The sequence below is a fragment of the Vibrio sp. 2132-1 genome (assembly GCF_033344315.1).
Window position 1 is genome coordinate 206,484 of sequence record NZ_JAWPON010000010.1, and the last position, 16,985, is coordinate 223,468.

Annotated in this window: 13 protein-coding genes; 5 read left to right on the top strand and 8 right to left on the bottom strand. The window is 44.3% G+C overall.

The window, feature by feature from the left end:
• Positions 1–91: 91 nt before the first annotated feature.
• From R8N47_RS13530 to R8N47_RS13540, 3 genes are read right to left on the bottom strand one after another with little or no spacing between them, the layout of a single operon-like run.
• Positions 92–3,151, bottom strand: a complete 3,060-nt coding sequence (locus R8N47_RS13530) for an efflux RND transporter permease subunit (RefSeq protein WP_213913570.1) — start codon at positions 3,149–3,151, stop codon at positions 92–94.
• Entirely contained in the window at positions 3,151–4,212 is a 1,062-nt protein-coding gene (locus R8N47_RS13535) for an efflux RND transporter periplasmic adaptor subunit (protein ID WP_213913568.1), read from the bottom strand. The genes R8N47_RS13530 and R8N47_RS13535 overlap by 1 nt, the downstream gene beginning before the upstream one ends.
• Positions 4,212–5,285 (bottom strand): efflux RND transporter periplasmic adaptor subunit, encoded by a 1,074-nt coding sequence (locus tag R8N47_RS13540; RefSeq protein WP_017820965.1) that lies wholly within the window; start codon positions 5,283–5,285, stop codon positions 4,212–4,214. The genes R8N47_RS13535 and R8N47_RS13540 overlap by 1 nt, the downstream gene beginning before the upstream one ends.
• A 160-nt stretch (positions 5,286–5,445) precedes the next feature.
• Here R8N47_RS13540 and vdeR point away from each other — a divergent pair, with 160 nt between their 5' ends.
• Entirely contained in the window at positions 5,446–6,174 is a 729-nt protein-coding gene (gene vdeR, locus R8N47_RS13545; RefSeq protein WP_005376423.1) for an efflux transporter transcriptional repressor VdeR, read from the top strand.
• 71 nt (positions 6,175–6,245) lie between these two features.
• On the opposite strand, the gene gcvT is transcribed toward vdeR, so the two are convergent.
• On the bottom strand, positions 6,246–7,364 hold the full coding sequence (gcvT, locus tag R8N47_RS13550) for a glycine cleavage system aminomethyltransferase GcvT (protein ID WP_017820967.1): 1,119 nt from the start codon (positions 7,362–7,364) through the stop codon (positions 6,246–6,248).
• A gap of 260 nt (positions 7,365–7,624) precedes the next feature.
• Positions 7,625–8,248, bottom strand: a complete 624-nt coding sequence (locus R8N47_RS13555; RefSeq protein ID WP_005376429.1) for a helix-turn-helix domain-containing protein — start codon at positions 8,246–8,248, stop codon at positions 7,625–7,627.
• Between the two features lie 379 nt (positions 8,249–8,627).
• On the opposite strand from R8N47_RS13555, the gene R8N47_RS13560 reads away from it, so the two are divergent.
• The 3 genes from R8N47_RS13560 (at position 8,628) to gcvP (ending at position 13,348) form a co-directional block, all read left to right on the top strand.
• A complete protein-coding gene (locus R8N47_RS13560; protein WP_213913564.1) occupies positions 8,628–9,923 on the top strand; it encodes a serine hydroxymethyltransferase in 1,296 nt (431 codons plus the stop codon).
• Between the two features lie 53 nt (positions 9,924–9,976).
• On the top strand, positions 9,977–10,357 hold the full coding sequence (gene gcvH / locus R8N47_RS13565) for a glycine cleavage system protein GcvH (protein ID WP_005376432.1): 381 nt from the start codon (positions 9,977–9,979) through the stop codon (positions 10,355–10,357).
• Between the two features lie 126 nt (positions 10,358–10,483).
• Positions 10,484–13,348 carry an aminomethyl-transferring glycine dehydrogenase gene (gcvP, locus tag R8N47_RS13570; protein ID WP_017820968.1) on the top strand — a complete coding sequence of 955 codons (2,865 nt, stop codon included), beginning with the start codon at positions 10,484–10,486 and terminating at the stop codon, positions 13,346–13,348.
• Positions 13,349–13,590: 242 nt separating this feature from the next.
• Here the strand turns inward: gcvP and R8N47_RS13575 are convergent, their stop codons facing one another.
• From R8N47_RS13575 to R8N47_RS13585, 3 genes are all read right to left on the bottom strand, one after another.
• Positions 13,591–13,992: a VOC family protein gene (locus R8N47_RS13575; protein WP_064354751.1), complete on the bottom strand. Its 402-nt coding sequence runs from the start codon at positions 13,990–13,992 to the stop codon at positions 13,591–13,593.
• Positions 13,993–14,242: 250 nt separating this feature from the next.
• Positions 14,243–15,070 carry an MBL fold metallo-hydrolase gene (locus R8N47_RS13580; RefSeq protein WP_235213038.1) on the bottom strand — a complete coding sequence of 276 codons (828 nt, stop codon included), beginning with the start codon at positions 15,068–15,070 and terminating at the stop codon, positions 14,243–14,245.
• 266 nt (positions 15,071–15,336) lie between these two features.
• Positions 15,337–16,227 (bottom strand): LysR family transcriptional regulator, encoded by an 891-nt coding sequence (locus R8N47_RS13585; protein ID WP_250156979.1) that lies wholly within the window; start codon positions 16,225–16,227, stop codon positions 15,337–15,339.
• 108 nt (positions 16,228–16,335) lie between these two features.
• Between R8N47_RS13585 and R8N47_RS13590 the strand changes: the two genes are divergently transcribed.
• On the top strand, positions 16,336–16,968 hold the full coding sequence (locus R8N47_RS13590) for a DMT family transporter (protein ID WP_318070377.1): 633 nt from the start codon (positions 16,336–16,338) through the stop codon (positions 16,966–16,968).
• The last annotated feature ends 17 nt before the right edge of the window (positions 16,969–16,985 follow it).

Below are 16,985 nucleotides of genomic sequence, written 5' to 3' on the forward strand. Positions count from 1 at the left end.
ATGAATGGTTTGGTATATATTAGTAAGATCAAAAAAGCCCCGAAGAAAACCTTCAGGGCTAGGCAGGAAGCTGGCAAATAGCCAGGAGTCCCTATGCAGTGGTCGGTTTTACCCTAAACAGAATTGCAAACATCACTGGCACCACTATCAGTGTCAGTACAGTAGCAAAACCAAGACCTGCCATAATCGTTATTGCCATCGAGCCAAAGAAGGCGTCGAAGACCAGTGGAATCATCCCCAAGATAGTTGTTAGGGCAGCCATACTTACCGGACGAACGCGGCTTATCGCACTATCGACAATCGCGAGGTAAGGATCTTTACCTGACTCCAACTCAAGGTTAATTTGGTCAAGCAACACAATACCGTTTTTCAAAATCATGCCACTTAGGCTTAACAAACCAAGGAATGCTGTAAAACTGAACGGCATGTTCGTGGTAAGCAAACCAAAAGCAACGCCAATGATCGCTAACGGAACGGTGAACCAAATGACCAACGGTTTTTTGATTGAGTTAAACAGTAAAATAGTAATGATGAACATCAACAAGTAACCCATCGGCAATGAACCGAATAGGCCTTCTTGTGCATCTTTGGATGATTCGTACTCACCACCCCATGTGATTTCGTATCCTTCTGGAACATGCAATGCCATCACTTTAGGCTGTACACGAGCAAATAAGCTTGCTGCCGTGTCGTCACTCAACACATCATGGTCCGCGAGAACGGTTAACGTACGCTTACGGTCACGACGCTGAATTAGCGGCTCACTCCAATCCAGTTGAACGCCATCAATCACTTGATCAACCGGAATGTACGTTTGCAACGAAGGACTCCAAATGGTCACGTTTTGTAGTGATTCAAAATCTACGCGTTCTTCTTCAGGAAGGCGTGTCATAATTGGCAACGTATGTGTACCATCACGCAAGTAACCTAAGGTGCTACCACCAAACGCCATTTGCAGTGTGCTTGAAAGATCTTCTTTCGAAATACCTAAGCGACGAGCTTTAGACTCATTGAAAACGGGTACAAGTTCCTTGGTGCGCTCTCGCCAATCGTGACGAATGTTTCGAGCACCAGGGTCGGTATGAAGGATGTCTTCAACTTGCACCGCCAAGTCACGTAAAACTTGTGGATCAGGGCCAGTAATACGCGCTTCGATCTTAGACGCTGGTGATGGACCAAATTCCATCAATTTAAACTGGAACGTAGGCGCATCAAATGTTTTCGCCAGATTCGCATCTAACTTATGCAGCAAACCAAACATTTTCTCACGATCAGTCGCGCGAACTTGGAACTGAGCGTACGCTTCGTAACTTTTTTCTGGTTGATAGGTTAAAGCAAAACGCTGTAGGCCCTGCCCAATCGAAGCAGAAACAAAGTCAATATCATCTTGCTGACGAATGTAGCTTTCGACCTCTTCAGCTTTTTTGATCGTTTCACGGATGTCAGTGCCCTCTGGCATCCACATATCCACGTAGAACATCGGCGTATTCGATGGTGGGAAGAACTGCTGTTTTACATTACCAAATGCCACGACAGCACCCACTAATAGCGCCACCATACCAGCAACGGTAAGCCAGCGGAATCGCAATGCAAATTTCAGCGATGCCCCAAATACGACAAACAACCAGCCTTTATAAGGATCATCTTCGCTAGTACCCTGCTCTTTGTTTTCCTCTTTCAACAAAAGATCGGCAAGGAAAGGCGTCAGTGTAATAGCGGTAATCCAGCTTAAAAATAATGAGAAACACAGCACCCAGAATAGAGAGCCCATGAACTCGCCTGTCGCATCTTGCGACAAGCCGATAGGTGCAAAAGCCGTAATTGCAATAACAGTTGCGCCCAGCAAAGGCCATTGTGTTTGCTTTACAATATCGACAGCCGCTTGAACTTTGGTACGCCCTTTCTTTAGGCCAACCAATATGCCTTCCACGACAACAATCGCGTTATCAACCAGCATACCCAAGGCAATAATTAACGCGCCAAGAGAAATACGATGCAGTTCGATGTTGTTGTAATTCATCAAAATGAAGGTACCAAATACCGTCAATAACAACACAACTCCAATGATGACACCACTGCGTAAACCCATAGTAAACAGCAACACAATGATTACGATCGCCACTGCCTCCGCTAGACTAATTACAAACGCTTTAACAGATTCATCCACCTCATTGGCTTGGTTGTAAAAGTAGTTCATATCGATGCCAGCAGGCTTGATAGACTCTAGGCTCGCGAGCTCCGCATCCAAACGTTCACCAACCTCAACCACGTTCACACCTGACGCAAACGAGATACCGATATTAATCGCTTTTTGACCGTTAAAGAGTACGACGTTGCCTGGCTTCTCTTGAATACCGCGAGAAATCGTTGCTACGTCTTTTAGACGAATTAGATTTCCTGTGTCACGGCCATGAATGATCAGATTTTCTAGTGCTTCTACAGTGTTTAAGGTGCCGCTTGGGCGAATAACAAGGCTTTCGCCATTGACCATCACTTCCCCTGCTGAAACCACATTGTTTTGCTGGTTCAACAAGCTCGAAACCACATTCATGTCTAAGTTCAGTGCAGCAAGGCTATCAAGTGAGATCTCAACGAATAGCATTTCTTGCTGATCGCCCGTGATGTCTACCTTACCAACACCATCAACAAGCTCGATTTCACGGGTCAGGTAATCCGCATAACGTTTCAGCTCTACATAGTCGTAATCGTCACCAGTGAGCATTAACATCACGCCATAAACGTCACCGAAATCATCAATGATCTGTAAAGACTGAACACCTTGAGGCAATGATGGTCGTAAATCATTAATTTTACGGCGCATTTCATCCCAAATTTGCGGCAGTTCATCAGGACCATAGTCCATTTCCATGCTCACCGTTATTTGAGACATACCATTAGAAGACGTAGAGGTAATTTTGTCGATATAAGGGAGTTTTCGAATCTCTTTTTCTAGAGGATACGTCAGCTCTTCTTCAACTTCTTTTGACGTCGCGCCAGGGTATGTTGAGATGATCATGGCATCTTTGATCGTAAATGCCGGGTCTTCTAATCGTCCAAGCTCCAAAAATGACGTTAAACCACCAACAGCAAGGATAATAATGAACAACCAGCTGATGACTTTGTTTTTTATTGAATACTCAGCAATGTTCATTATTGGTTATTCTCCACAACATCCACATGTTTACCTTCGCGTAATTTACGCAGATTTGAATTAATCAGAATATCGCCCTGGCTAACACCTGACGACACAATGGCTCCATTGCCATTCACTTGAGAAATCATGACAGGCACTCGTGTGACAATGTCACCTTCTTTTTTCCACACAAAGAACTCATTCCCTTCACTGCCTGCTTGAAGCGCCGTGACAGGAACACTGTAACCATCGATAGAGGTAATGCCCGCCTTCACCATATCGACCAAAACGCTTACGCTGGTTCCCGGCAATATCTCTGTTTTTGGCTGTGGCATCGTCAAGTACATTTCGTAGGTTTGAGTTTCAGCGTTGGGTTCACTTGTGTGCTCTAAATAGTCCAAAGCAAATCTGCCATCGATGCCGGAGAAGGTTGCTCTAGGCTTGTAGCTCATGCTGTCTGAGTTTGGGTCTACCATCGCTAAAACATTGTCGGAAAGCTCAATACGCACGTAAACCAAATCGTTTTGGTATAGGTTTAACACGGGTTCACCAATTGCCACACGCTCAAAACGTTCTTTGAAAACATCAGATACTTTACCGGCGAACGGGGCGAATAAACGGGTGTAATTCAATTGATTGGTCGCGTTATAGAAAGTAGCCTCAGCTAGCTCTTTATTGGCGGTTAGCTCATCAAGTTCCGCTTTTGAAATCATTTGACGTGCATGCAAGTCTTCACCGCGTTTAAGCTGACGAATTGCAAGTGTGTATTGTGCTTCTGCGTCATTCACGGCTTGCTTCTCTTTGCTATCATCTAGCTTTGCGATCATTTGCCCCTGCTTCACAACGTCACCCGCTTTAACCAATACGTGCTGAACTTCCCCAGCGCGGCGAAATGCCATTGGCGTTTGCTCTGCAGGCACTACTATGCCTTTGAACGCGCGATGTTGACTTTGTACTGGTGCATCCACCGAGATAGTCGACACAAAAAGTGGCTGCTCGACGATAGCTTGGTTTTCATTTTTGCACCCTGTTAAAACTGCAAGTGCAATCGCAGAGGTCGTAAGTAGAGAACGTTTCATTAAATGCCTCCCTCACGAACCCAAGCTTTCACCACTTGCCCTTCAACCAGTCTCTCAACACCAGCAATAACAACGTAATCATTGTTATCAAGCCCGGCTTTCACACCACCTGCTGCATCAAGTGACACAGTGACTTTATTGACCTGCTGCGTGCTTCTGTCCATTACCCAAACTTCACCTTGCGTCCCATTTTTGTTGACCCAAGCAGACTGAGGTAACGTCATCGCGTCCGATACATGTTGTTTAGCAATGTGTACCTGCCCTGTCATACCTGTCAGCAAATTGCGATCTTCTGGTCGAGTGATGGTCACGATCGCCTCATAACTATTGGTATCGATGTTTGGCTGCGTCGAAATTTCTTTAAATTGCCCAGGAATACGTTTTCCTGGCTCGCTATCCATCGTCACCCACATATCGGAGTTTTGCAGTGACTCAAGTGATACAGATTCCGCATAACTTACTGGCAAGGTGAAAGATACATCCAACGTCGTGTTATCAATGAGATTCAAGATCTCCTGCTTCTCTGCTACTACTTGAAACGGGTTGACATAGGTATATGACACAATGCCATCAAACGGTGCGTGAATTTTGGTATAGCTCAAATCGGTTTTAGCTTGTTCGTAGTTCGCCAATGCCGCTTTATATTGAGTTTCTTTCTGATCGTACTCATCAGTACTAATGAGTTTTTTTCCGTAAAGGTTTTTCGCGCGGTCCCATTGTGTTTTCGCTAACGCGTACTGCGCTTGAGCGGCATCTAACGCAAGCTGAAGATCTTTAGGGTCTAACGTTGCGAGCACTTCACCTTTTTGGACCTTTTGACCCATGCGTACACGTAATTCATCAACCTCTCCACCAACCTGAAAAGAAAGCTGCGCGCGATGTGTTGCATCAATACGCGCTAAAAAGGCGTGCGAGTCTTCAAGTTCTAGGTCTTTCACCGCCAGTAATTTTACAGGTTTGATTAAAGGTTCAGACGGCTCAGAAATGGCTTTATTACACCCAGTTAGCATCCCAGAAAGACTTAATGTCACCACTGCGCCAACTAAAGTGCGCTTTAAATATTGTTTTCGCACCCGCTTTCTCCGTAGGTTTTATATATTACACAGCCGTGCAGTATAAGCAGAATTTGAAATTGATCAACATATTTTCCAGGTGGATAGCAAATTAATTAGTCAAAGCGTTCGGTTTCTGGTAAAAGTAAGCGCGTGATTAATATTCGGGAAAATTCGAACTATGAATGAAAGAAAGCAGGGGCGTAGAAGTGCTGAAGCAGCAGAACAAACTAAGTGTCTGATCCTTAAAGTGGCAGCAGATATGTTTTGTGAACTTGGTTACGAGCGTGTCTCGCTGCGCAATATCAGTGAAAAGGCTGGTGTTTCACATAGTTTGATCCGTCACCACTTCGGCAGCAAAGAGAAAATCTGGCAAGCGGTTAGCGATGCAATGGACGAGTTCATGCAGTGCTATATGGCTGAACTCATCAATGAAATGCCGGAGAACACACCTTCGAATAGAAAAATTTATCTGTTTATGGTTCGCATGCTAGCATTTGCTCTCGTCAATCCTCATCCAGTACAGATGATCGCCGATGCCATTCGACAAGGCGATGACGGTGCTCTGCTGCAGTATTTCTTAAAGTCAAAAGATGAGTTCGCTGCGATATTTACCGGAATTTTCGAGCAGTACAACAGCGAAAACCCTAATGCACAATTTGATCAGTGGGAATCAAAGTGGCAAATGTTGATCTTCGCACATGGTGCTGTCAGTCTCGCGCCAATGATGCAAGAAACATGGCCGGATATTGCAGATAATCGCGAAAAACTGCTGATCAAGCATTGGGAATTGTTTAATACCATTATGGCCTCTCAATTTGGGATCCCAAAAGAAGAGATGATTCATCCGGAAAAGCTTGAAGATATCGTTATTGATATGTGCTGTACTATTGATGAAGCAGTAAACTAAAAGTAAACAAGCGAAAAGAAGACATAAAAAATGCCGAGCTACAAAGCTCGGCATTTTTGTTTCAATTCGTTTTAACCACGGTAGTAGCGTTGTGGTACGAACGGCATTTTTTCAACTGTCATTGGTAGCATTTTACCACGCACTTCAGCGAACACTTCAGTACCAATCGCCGCCAAATCCGCACGAACATAACCCATTGAGACTGGCTTACCTGCATTCGGACCCGCCGTACCGCTGGTTACAACGCCAATTTTAACGCCGTCAGCATCAAACAGTTCAACACCTTCACGCACTGGCGCTTTGGTTTGACCTACTAGACCCACACGCTTACGCGCCACATCTTTAGTCTCAATCTGCTTAAGAATAATGTCTGCGCCAGGGAAACCACCTTCACGTTCACCACCAATACGACGAACTTTTTGGATACCCCATAGCAAGCTCGCTTCAACAGGTGTTGTTGTTGTGTCTAGGTCATGACCGTATAGACAAAGGCCACACTCAAGACGAAGCGAATCACGAGCACCAAGGCCAATCCATTCAACTTCATCTTCAGCAGTCAGTTTACGTGCTAGCTCTTCCGCTTTGTCAGCAGGAACCGAGATTTCGTAACCGTCTTCGCCTGTATAACCACTACGAGAAACAATGCACTCGGCGCCTAAAATATCGACTTTACGAATATCCATGAACAGCATTTCAGAAACTTCTGGTGCAAAACGCGCCAATACAGCCGCCGCTTTAGGGCCTTGGATTGCAAGTAGAGCTCGGTCTTCGATAATTTCTAGCTCAACACCAGATGGTAAATGCGCTTGTAGGTGTGCGATATCTTGCGCTTTACATGCTGCGTTCACAACCACAAACAGATGATCGCCTAGGTTAGCCACCATCAAGTCGTCCATGATGCCGCCCTCTTCATTAGTGAAAAAAGCGTAACGCTGTTTACCAGACTCAAGATCCACAATATCCACTGGAACTAATGTTTCTAGGAACGCAGCTGCACCGTCACCAATTAGGCGAAGCTGTCCCATGTGAGAAACGTCAAACAGACCTGCCGCATCACGAGTATGTAAGTGTTCCTTCTTTACGCCTAGAGGATACTGAACAGGCATATCGTAACCCGCGAACGGGACCATTTTGGCACCAACTTCAACGTGAAGTGCGTGTAGTGGTGTTTTCAGTAGTTCTTGAGTCATTTTCGTCTCCATTTAGATAGACCCGAGAATGCTATCGGCATTCGATGTGTTTCCAATAATAAACATGGCTCATTCTATTTTGCACGAACAAGACGTAGATCGACTTGCAAAAGTGTGACTCTTAACATTTTAATCACAAAAAATCGTACAAAAAAAGCGCTTTAATGAGCAAGTTCTCATCAAAAAAGCGCCTTTTCATCATAACGACCACCAACAGCAATCGTTTGCTTTCACTATAGGAAATTTACAAGTATTTATCACTATTTGGCTGTCACCCACAAAATGAGCGCATCTTCCTCGCTAACACTGGTCAACATATGTCCCATATTTGCATCGTAATAAACGCTGTCTCCCTCGCTTAAAACAACAGGTTCGTAAAACTCAGAATAGAACATGACCTCACCAGATAAGATAAGCAGAAATTCTTCGCCATCATGACGAACCCAGTCTTTATATTCATCAAAACTACGAGCTCGAATTTGGCTCTTAAACGGCATCATTTTCTTATTGGAAAGTTGTGTCGCGAGCAGTTCATGTTCATAAGTTTGTGTTGGGTGTGGTTTACCTTCATTCTTCTTGGTAACATCCCTACGCCCTGTCGCTACCTTTTTTCTAGGTGGCTCAAATAGTTGTGGCATGTCAATTTGTAAGCCAAGTGCCAATTTTTGCATCGCTTGAAACGTCGGGGAGATCTGCTCATTTTCTATTTTGCTCAGTGTAGATCGAGCAAGCCCGGTTCGCTGACTGGCCTCTTCTAATGTGATACCGAGTTTCGAGCGGATATCCTTAATACGCTGGCCCAGTTTTAACGGCTCGATATTTTGGTCATGTTGCTCTTTTGCCAACGTCATCGATGGGTATTCATCGTAAATACTTTCTGCCATAAATCCCTCTATAGATATCCATATTTTTTGTCTTACTCGCATTGTGCATGAAGCACATAGTGGATAGAAGTCCACCAAGTGAATTAAACCGTGCTCTTGTTAACAAATTTTGAAATCTTGTTTCCTATAGGAAATTTTTGGTTGATTGTTCCCGTCACAGGCGCTATGTTACCAACTTGTTAGATGTAGAGATGCATATTTCCGTAAGAGATTGGTAAAGGAAACACGCAATCCAACGGAGTTTTTGCCCAAATTTAGGGCCGGATGTTCACTCTGTTCTGCTACGCAGTTCAGCTGTTTTTGAGGACAAATGAACCACAACCGCAAATCATAACTCATCTATTGCGGGTTCATTTTCAGATTTGGAAGGTCAACTACCATGAATAAGAGTTACCCTAACCACAGCTTGGAAAACTTTTTCTCTACCAACCTCTCTGCGACAGATGATGCTGTCTTTGCTGGAATTCAAGCGGAATCCGCTCGCCAAAACGAACAAATCGAACTTATCGCTTCTGAGAACATTGTTTCTAAAGCGGTAATGCAAGCTCAAGGCACATGCCTAACAAACAAATACGCTGAAGGCTACCCAGGTCGTCGTTACTATGGTGGTTGTGAGCACGTAGATACAGTGGAAGCCATTGCTATCGAACGCGCAAAAAAACTTTTCAATTGTGAATACGCAAACGTTCAACCACACTCAGGCGCACAAGCAAACGGCGCAGTAAAACTAGCACTGCTTCAACCTGGTGACACCATTCTTGGTATGTCTTTAGACGCAGGTGGTCACCTGACGCACGGTGCACGCCCTGCACTTTCTGGTAAATGGTTTAATGCAGTTCAATACGGTGTTGATCGCGAAACACTGGAAATCAACTACGAAGATGTTCGTGAGCTAGCACTTGAGCACCAACCTAAAATGATCATCGCAGGTGGTAGCGCTATTCCACGTACTATCGACTTTGCAAAATTCCGTGAAATCGCAGACGAAGTAAATGCAATTCTTATGGTCGACATGGCACACATCGCCGGTCTTATCGCAACAGGCGCGCACCCTAGCCCACTGCCACACGCACACGTTGTTACGACTACAACACACAAAACATTGCGTGGCCCTCGCGGCGGTATGATTCTTACTAACCACGAAGACATCATTAAGAAAATCAACTCAGCCGTATTCCCTGGCCTACAAGGTGGCCCACTGATGCACGTTATCGCAGCCAAAGCGGTCGCATTTGGTGAAGCGCTTGGCCCTGAATTTAAAACTTATATTGATTCGGTGATCAATAACTCAAAAGTCCTAGCGGAAGTATTGCAAACTCGCGGTTGCGACATCGTAACTGGTGGCACAGACACGCACCTAATGCTGGTTGACCTTCGTCCGAAAGGGTTGAAAGGCAATAAAGCAGAAGAAGCTCTAGAGCGTGCTGGGATCACATGTAACAAAAATGGCATCCCATTCGATACAGAGAAGCCTATGATTACATCGGGCATCCGTTTAGGAACGCCTGCGGGTACAAGCCGCGGCTTTGGCGCTGAAGAATTCAAACTCATCGGTAATTGGATTGGTGACGTACTGGACGGTTTAGTGAACAACCCTGAAGGTGACGCAGAAGTTGAAAAACGCGTTCGCAAAGAAGTAAAAGAACTTTGCAGTCGCTTTCCTCTATACCAGTAAACGATTTTTTTAAAATCATAATAATTCCTGACAAGTTATTCGGAGATTAAGCAATGGACAAAACACTGAAGTTTGCAGATAGCCACGAGTGGGTACGTGACAACGGTGACGGCACAGTAACAATTGGTATTTCTGAGCATGCACAAGAAATGCTAGGTGACGTGGTATTCGTTGACCTACCAGACGTAGAAGACGAAGTTGAAGCAGGTGAAAGCTTCTCTCTCGTTGAATCTGTAAAAGCAGCGTCAGACATCTACGCACCAATCACTGGTGAAATCGTAGAAATCAATGAAGAACTAGAAGACAGCCCAGAGCTAATTAACGAAGAGCCGTACGAAGGTGGCTGGATCGTAAAAGTGAAGATGTCTGATGTATCTGAACTAGATAACCTGAAAGACGCAGACGAATACCTAAACTCTATCGAAGAAGAGTAATTAGGATGTGACGAAAGCTGTTCCCTAGCCTGTTTAGAGAACAGCTTTTTTTCTAGGTTCGGACGTATAATTTAATTTATCAGTAACGCAAATCCGTTACCCGAACCAAGGAGTAGGTAAAGGACAATGACTGAATTACTTCAAAGCCTCAGCACACAAAACGAGTTCGTTGCTCGCCACAATGGACCAAACAAATCTGACCAACAGAAAATGTTGGAAGCGATCAACGCAGTTAGCCTAGATTCGCTTATCGACGAAACCGTACCAGCACAAATTCGCCTAGAGCAACCAATGAGCTTGGCAGAAGCGAAAAGCGAAGCAGACATGCTGGCAGCAATGCGTAAGTTCGCCGATCAGAACCAAGTTAAACGTACATTCATTGGTCAGGGTTACTACAACACCTTCACGCCGAACGTGATTCTACGCAACGTGATGGAAAACCCGGGCTGGTACACTGCTTACACCCCTTACCAACCAGAAATCTCACAAGGTCGTTTAGAAGCACTTCTAAACTACCAACAAATGGTGATGGATCTTACTGGTATGGAAATCGCGAACGCGTCATTGCTCGATGAAGCAACGGCAGCAGCAGAAGCGATGACACTTTGTAAGCGTGCGGGTAAAAGCAAGAGCAACGTATTCTTCGTTGCTGACGACGTTCACCCACAAACCATCGAAGTGGTAAAAACTCGTGCGAAATTCATCGGCTTTGAAGTCTTGGTTGGTTCTTTAGAATCACTACCAGAGCAAGACGTGTTCGGCGCACTAGTTCAATACCCAAGTACAACAGGTGAAGTTCGTGACCTAACGGACATCATCGCTAAAGCGCAAGCAAACAAAACACTAGTGACTGTAGCAACGGACCTTCTTGCTTCTACCCTACTTAAACCTGCTGGTGAAATGGGCGCAGACGTAGCAATCGGTTCAGCACAACGTTTTGGCGTGCCGATGGGTTACGGCGGTCCACACGCTGCCTTCATGGCAACACGTGACAAGCACAAGCGTACTATGCCAGGTCGTGTTATCGGTGTTTCTATCGATACTAACGGCAACCAAGCACTGCGCATGGCAATGCAAACGCGTGAACAGCACATCCGTCGTGAAAAAGCGACATCAAACATCTGTACTGCTCAAGCACTGCTAGCGAACATGGCGTCTTTCTACGCGGTTTACCACGGCGCAGAAGGTCTACGCACGATTGCTCGTCGTACGCACCACATGACAGCCATCCTAGCCGCTGGCCTAACTAAAGGCGGCTTCGAGCTTGCTCACAACAGCTTCTTCGACACCATCACTATCAACACAGGTGCACAAACTGAAGACCTATACGCGAAAGCACTAGCCGCAGACATCAACCTACGTAAGTTGGGTACTCAGCTAGGTGTGAGCTTCGACGAAACCACAACCGTGGCAGATGTAGAAGCCCTATTCGCAGTATTCGGTGTGAAAGAAGAAGTCGCAGCACTATCAACTGAAATCGCAGGCAACGAGTTTGCAGCCATTCCAGAAGCATTGCGCCGCACAACAGAATATCTAACACACCCTGTGTTTAACACGCACCACAGCGAAACACAGATGATGCGTTACCTAAAACAGCTAGAGAACAAAGACTTCTCACTCACGCACGGCATGATCCCACTGGGCAGCTGTACGATGAAGCTGAACGCAGCAGCAGAGATGATCCCAGTTACTTGGCCTGAGTTTGGTTCGATCCACCCGTTCGCACCAGCAGAACAAGCAGCTGGTTACGCAGCACTCGCAAAAGACCTTAAAGAAAAGCTATGTGAAATCACTGGCTATGACGCATTCTCACTACAACCAAACTCTGGTGCATCGGGTGAGTACGCAGGTCTTATCGCGATTCAACGCTACCACGAAAGCCGTGGCGAAGGTCACCGCAACGTATGTTTGATCCCAAGCTCTGCGCACGGTACTAACCCTGCGACAGCATCTATGGTGTCAATGAAAGTGGTTGTGGTTAAGTGTGATGAAGAAGGCAACATCGACATCGACGACCTAGCAGCGAAAATCGAGAAACACAAAGACAACCTATCAAGCATTATGATCACTTACCCTTCTACGCACGGCGTTTACGAAGAGAAAGTGAAAGAAGTGTGTGAAATGGTTCATGCCGCTGGTGGTCAGGTTTACCTAGACGGCGCTAACATGAACGCGCAGGTTGGTCTAACATCACCAGGCTTCATCGGTTCAGACGTTTCTCACCTAAACCTACACAAAACCTTCTGCATCCCGCACGGTGGTGGCGGTCCGGGTATGGGTCCTATCGGTGTGAAATCTCACCTAGCTCCTTTCTTACCAGGGCATATTGAAGACGGTGTAGAAGGCGCAGATTTCGCAGTATCAGCAGCAGATATGGGTAGCGCTTCTATCCTGCCTATCTCTTGGGCTTACATCGCAATGATGGGCGAAGCTGGCCTAACAGATGCTACAAAAGTAGCAATTCTGAACGCAAACTACGTGATGGAAACACTTCGCCAACACTACCCTGTTCTTTACCGTGGCAAAAATGGCCGCGTAGCGCACGAATGTATTATCGACATTCGTCCGCTGAAAGAAGAAACAGGTATCAGCGAAGAAGACATCGCGAAGCGTCTAATGGACTACGGTTTCCACGCACCAACTATGTCGTTCCCTGTAGCGGGCACGCTAATGGTTGAGCCAACGGAATCGGAAGATCTAGAAGAGCTGGACCGCTTCTGTGATGCGATGATCGCTATCCGCGAAGAAATGGAGAAAGTGAAAAACGGTGAATGGCCACTGGATAACAACCCACTTGTTAACGCGCCACACACACAAGTTGATCTTTCAGCTGAAGATTGGGACCGCCCTTACTCTCGCGAGATTGGCTGCTTCCCGTCTAAAGCGACCAAATCTTGGAAGTACTGGCCAACGGTAAACCGCGTAGATAACGTATACGGCGACCGTAACCTAATCTGTTCATGCCCAAGCATCGATAACTACGAAGATTAATTTTTGTAGTCTCTAAATCGACAAAGGCGAACCGTTTGGTTCGCCTTTTTGTTTTTGGTGTGCCGCCCTAACACTTGTTGATACATCGAGAAGGAATGATGGCTAGTTATTGTTTGCACAAAAGTGATTTAGAAATACAGTAACTTCTGAGAACCTATGAATTAGCACTAATATCTCAGAGCCTTAAAGGCTTGTTGGAAACTCCTCATGAACACTATGTTATGCAGGTGCTGTGTAGTTTCTCAGTTCAGTTGCAGTAAGTCCCACTTATTACCATAGAGATCTTGGAACACCACCACTGTCCCGTATTCTTCCACACGAGGCTCTTCATTAAATACAACACCATTTTTCTTCATCAACTCGTAGTCACGCCAAAAATCATTAGTTTGCAGAAACAGGAAAACACGACCACCTGTTTGATTTCCTACTGCATGCGTTTGCTCCGGTGTACTCGCTTGAGCTAAAAGTAGGTTTGTACCATTGGAGTTTGGAGGAGAAACTTGAACCCAGCGTTTACCACCACCTAGGTGGGTATCTTCAACCAGAGTGAATTGAAGTTTTTGAGTATAGAACTCGATAGCATCGTCGTAATTTTCAACGACTAGAGCAATGTTTCCGATTTGCTGCTGAACAGTTTTGGCCATGATGATTTCCGCTGTGTCAAAACGCTAATTGTACGCTATTTTGAGACTTTTCCAGAAAGCACGTAACGCCTTGCAAAGGTTTAAGGCACACAATACGAATGTTTACGCACAGCGCCTTTGTCACTAGAACCGACAAACAATATAGCTGCTACCAGTGTCGAATCTTGATTGAGCAACTTATTAAAGCCTTAGCTATAACTCAAGAGCAAATCTCTAACCTAATAACGAAGGCTGCTCGTATACCATGGTATTATAGTTCTTCTAGTTTTCCCTTAGCTAAATCTTCTTGTTGCTTAAGGAACATGAAGAAGTTTGCCTCACTGATAAACGGGTTACCGCTTGTGCCGAGCTTCTTCCTATTTTCAAAAAGGAAATTTTTATGTGGATGGTTCGAAAGGTTAACGTTCACAATAGGTGCCTGTAGTGAAATTTTTCTAATTTTCTCCATGCTAGTCAGGAACTGGCCAATAACTTCTGGATCATTGCTACTTACGCTATGCCCACCAACGATAAAAGCACGATATTGTTCGCCATTATCTTCAACAGCGAAGTCTAAGGAATAGTCACCTTCCGTGTGGCCAGGTGTGAGATAGAACTTAAACTCATGTCCACCAATAACCATGGAGCTATCGCTTTTTATCTCTATGTCTAAATTTGGAGGAAGGAACTTGTTCTCACCTTCGCTTTTGTTTGATTGCTGTATAGATAGTTCATGAGCGCTTTTGGTCATCACGACTTTGGAACCATACTTCTCTTGAAGTAACTGGGCGCCCCCAACGTGGTCAGAATGCCCATGAGTTACCAATATGTGCGTTATTGGCTTATCTTTTAGCCCTAGCTTCTCTAGGTTGATAGGTATCCACTCAGAGTAAGGGAAGTCAAGCGTATCAATGATAACGAGTCCGTCGTCTGTAGCAATGGCATATGATGAGACCCACTTGTCTCCTACATAATAGACATTATCAAACATCTGAAATGGTTCTACATAACCGTTCTTATCATTCATTGCTGGAACATATTGACTTAAGGAAGCAAAAGACGAAGCACTGAAAAGTAAACCTACAATAATTTTTTTCACGAAATCGCACACAAATATATCCTTAATAATTTCTTATAGAACTTCGCGGATGAGAAAGCTCTAAACGATTTTCAGAGGCAAATACAACTGCAAATACTTTCTACTTAGCTTGAGTTTTAGCTGACCGAATCACTTGTAAACTCGAATCCCATTAACTGCCTATGTATTCATGATTCTTTTAGAGGTTAAATAAATGAACTCAATTGAAGCAGAGTCATGAAGCTTCAATTGAGGTTACCGGCACAGCACAATGTGATAAACCTCTTTCAAGCAAACATTTGAATGCGATTTTTCCAATTTAAGACATGTTCAATAAATGCATCAACTCTTGCAGGCCTTTTATCGCGGTCTCGATACATAATGAATACTTCTTTACCCGAGCATTGCCATTCTGGCAACAAAGGCAGCAGGTTATGTTGATCATGATTTAGCTCATGAAAGTAATAGGTTGGAATCCACGCAATTCCTAAACCATGGATGACGGCGTCTCTAACTAGCAGTACATCATTTGAAGTGAATTGAAACTTTAGCGGATGATCAAATGTTTCATTGGTGATTTGATTAACTAATTTCCATTGGCAGTCGTTGTTTACCGTAATTAGGCGATGATGAACAAGTTGTTCTGGATGGGTAATCGGTTGGTGTTGTTCTAAATAGCTTCGTGATGCACAAAGCGCAAATGGAATCGACCATAATTTCTGAGCAATCCAGTCTTGTTCAATAAGATCACCAAGACGAAAACTAACATCGACACGGTTAGATACAAGATTGATTTTTTCATTCTGTACATCTAAATCGATACATATCTTCGGATGTTGCTCTGCAAATTCATAAACGCACCGCTTTAACCACATCTGTGTCATGTTAATTGGCGCTGATATTTTGATCGTTCCGCTTAAAGACTGACGCTCAGTCGCAATTCTCGATGTCACATTATTTAAGCTAAGAAGTAACGGCTCACAGAGTTGATAATATTTTTCGCCATCAGTTGTTAACGCAAAGTGGTGTGCACTGCGGTTAAATAGTCTGCAATTTAAGTTTGTTTCTAGCCTTTTTAACTTCCGGCTTAGCGTGGCTAACGGGACATTAAGACGCTCAGATGCTTGTGTTAGGCTTTGATAGCGAGCAACAGAAACGAATAACAAAAGGTCATCCAAAGAGTGACGTTCCATATTTGGGATTAACCCTCTTAAATTTGGCTATTAAAAATCAAATATGAAATATATAGCATTATCGCGTCAAGTTAATTTTTATCAGGAAGATCTATGTCTAAGCATTTATCAATTTGGTGCGGTGTTGTTGTCGCTATCTTTTTTTGGTCTAGTAACTTTAACGTAATAAAGGCTATTAATAGCGATGTCTCTCCTTTGGATTCAGCGACGTTACGATTTTCCGTTGCAGCTTTAATACTCTTACTGATAAGAGGTACTAAACGCTCTCCATATGGAGCCAAACTCACACGAAAAAGTATGTTGTCGTTGTTTGTTATAGCAACCGTGGGTGTAACTATCCAAAACTTCTCTATTTTCTCTGCAATGAGATTTACTACCCCAGTTAACGCAGCGGTTGTTCAGGCAAACCTACCACTTGTCACTATCTTGTTGTCGGGCTTTATTCTCAAGACTTCCATTTCGGTTAAAACTATTTTAGGTGCACTAATCAGTTTTTGCGGAGTGGTAATCGTCATTACAGGGGGAAATATTCATTCTATTAGCAGCAATAGTAATATTGGTGATCTATACATGTTATTTGCTTTAATTAGTGGGTGTTTATACACAATTCTAGCGAAGCGTTTAACATCTCATATCCCAGTAACTCAGCAGTTACGTTGGGTGTTAAGTACTGAGGGATCCCCTCATAATTTCCCCAAAGCACAACCATGTTTGAATAGATTTTGAGCAAGCAGGGTTGCAGC

What these genes read in the sequence shown, in the direction of transcription:
- R8N47_RS13530 (WP_213913570.1), bottom strand. Translation starts at nt 3,151, where the DNA reads ATGAACATTGCTGAGTATTCAATAAAAAACAAAGTCATCAGCTGGTTG.
- R8N47_RS13535 (WP_213913568.1), bottom strand. Translation starts at nt 4,212, where the DNA reads ATGAAACGTTCTCTACTTACGACCTCTGCGATTGCACTTGCAGTTTTA.
- vdeR (WP_005376423.1), top strand. Translation starts at nt 5,446, where the DNA reads ATGAATGAAAGAAAGCAGGGGCGTAGAAGTGCTGAAGCAGCAGAACAA.
- gcvT (WP_017820967.1), bottom strand. Translation starts at nt 7,364, where the DNA reads ATGACTCAAGAACTACTGAAAACACCACTACACGCACTTCACGTTGAA.
- R8N47_RS13555 (WP_005376429.1), bottom strand. Translation starts at nt 8,248, where the DNA reads ATGGCAGAAAGTATTTACGATGAATACCCATCGATGACGTTGGCAAAA.
- R8N47_RS13560 (WP_213913564.1), top strand. Translation starts at nt 8,628, where the DNA reads ATGAATAAGAGTTACCCTAACCACAGCTTGGAAAACTTTTTCTCTACC.
- gcvH (WP_005376432.1), top strand. Translation starts at nt 9,977, where the DNA reads ATGGACAAAACACTGAAGTTTGCAGATAGCCACGAGTGGGTACGTGAC.
- gcvP (WP_017820968.1), top strand. Translation starts at nt 10,484, where the DNA reads ATGACTGAATTACTTCAAAGCCTCAGCACACAAAACGAGTTCGTTGCT.
- R8N47_RS13575 (WP_064354751.1), bottom strand. Translation starts at nt 13,992, where the DNA reads ATGGCCAAAACTGTTCAGCAGCAAATCGGAAACATTGCTCTAGTCGTT.
- R8N47_RS13590 (WP_318070377.1), top strand. Translation starts at nt 16,336, where the DNA reads ATGTCTAAGCATTTATCAATTTGGTGCGGTGTTGTTGTCGCTATCTTT.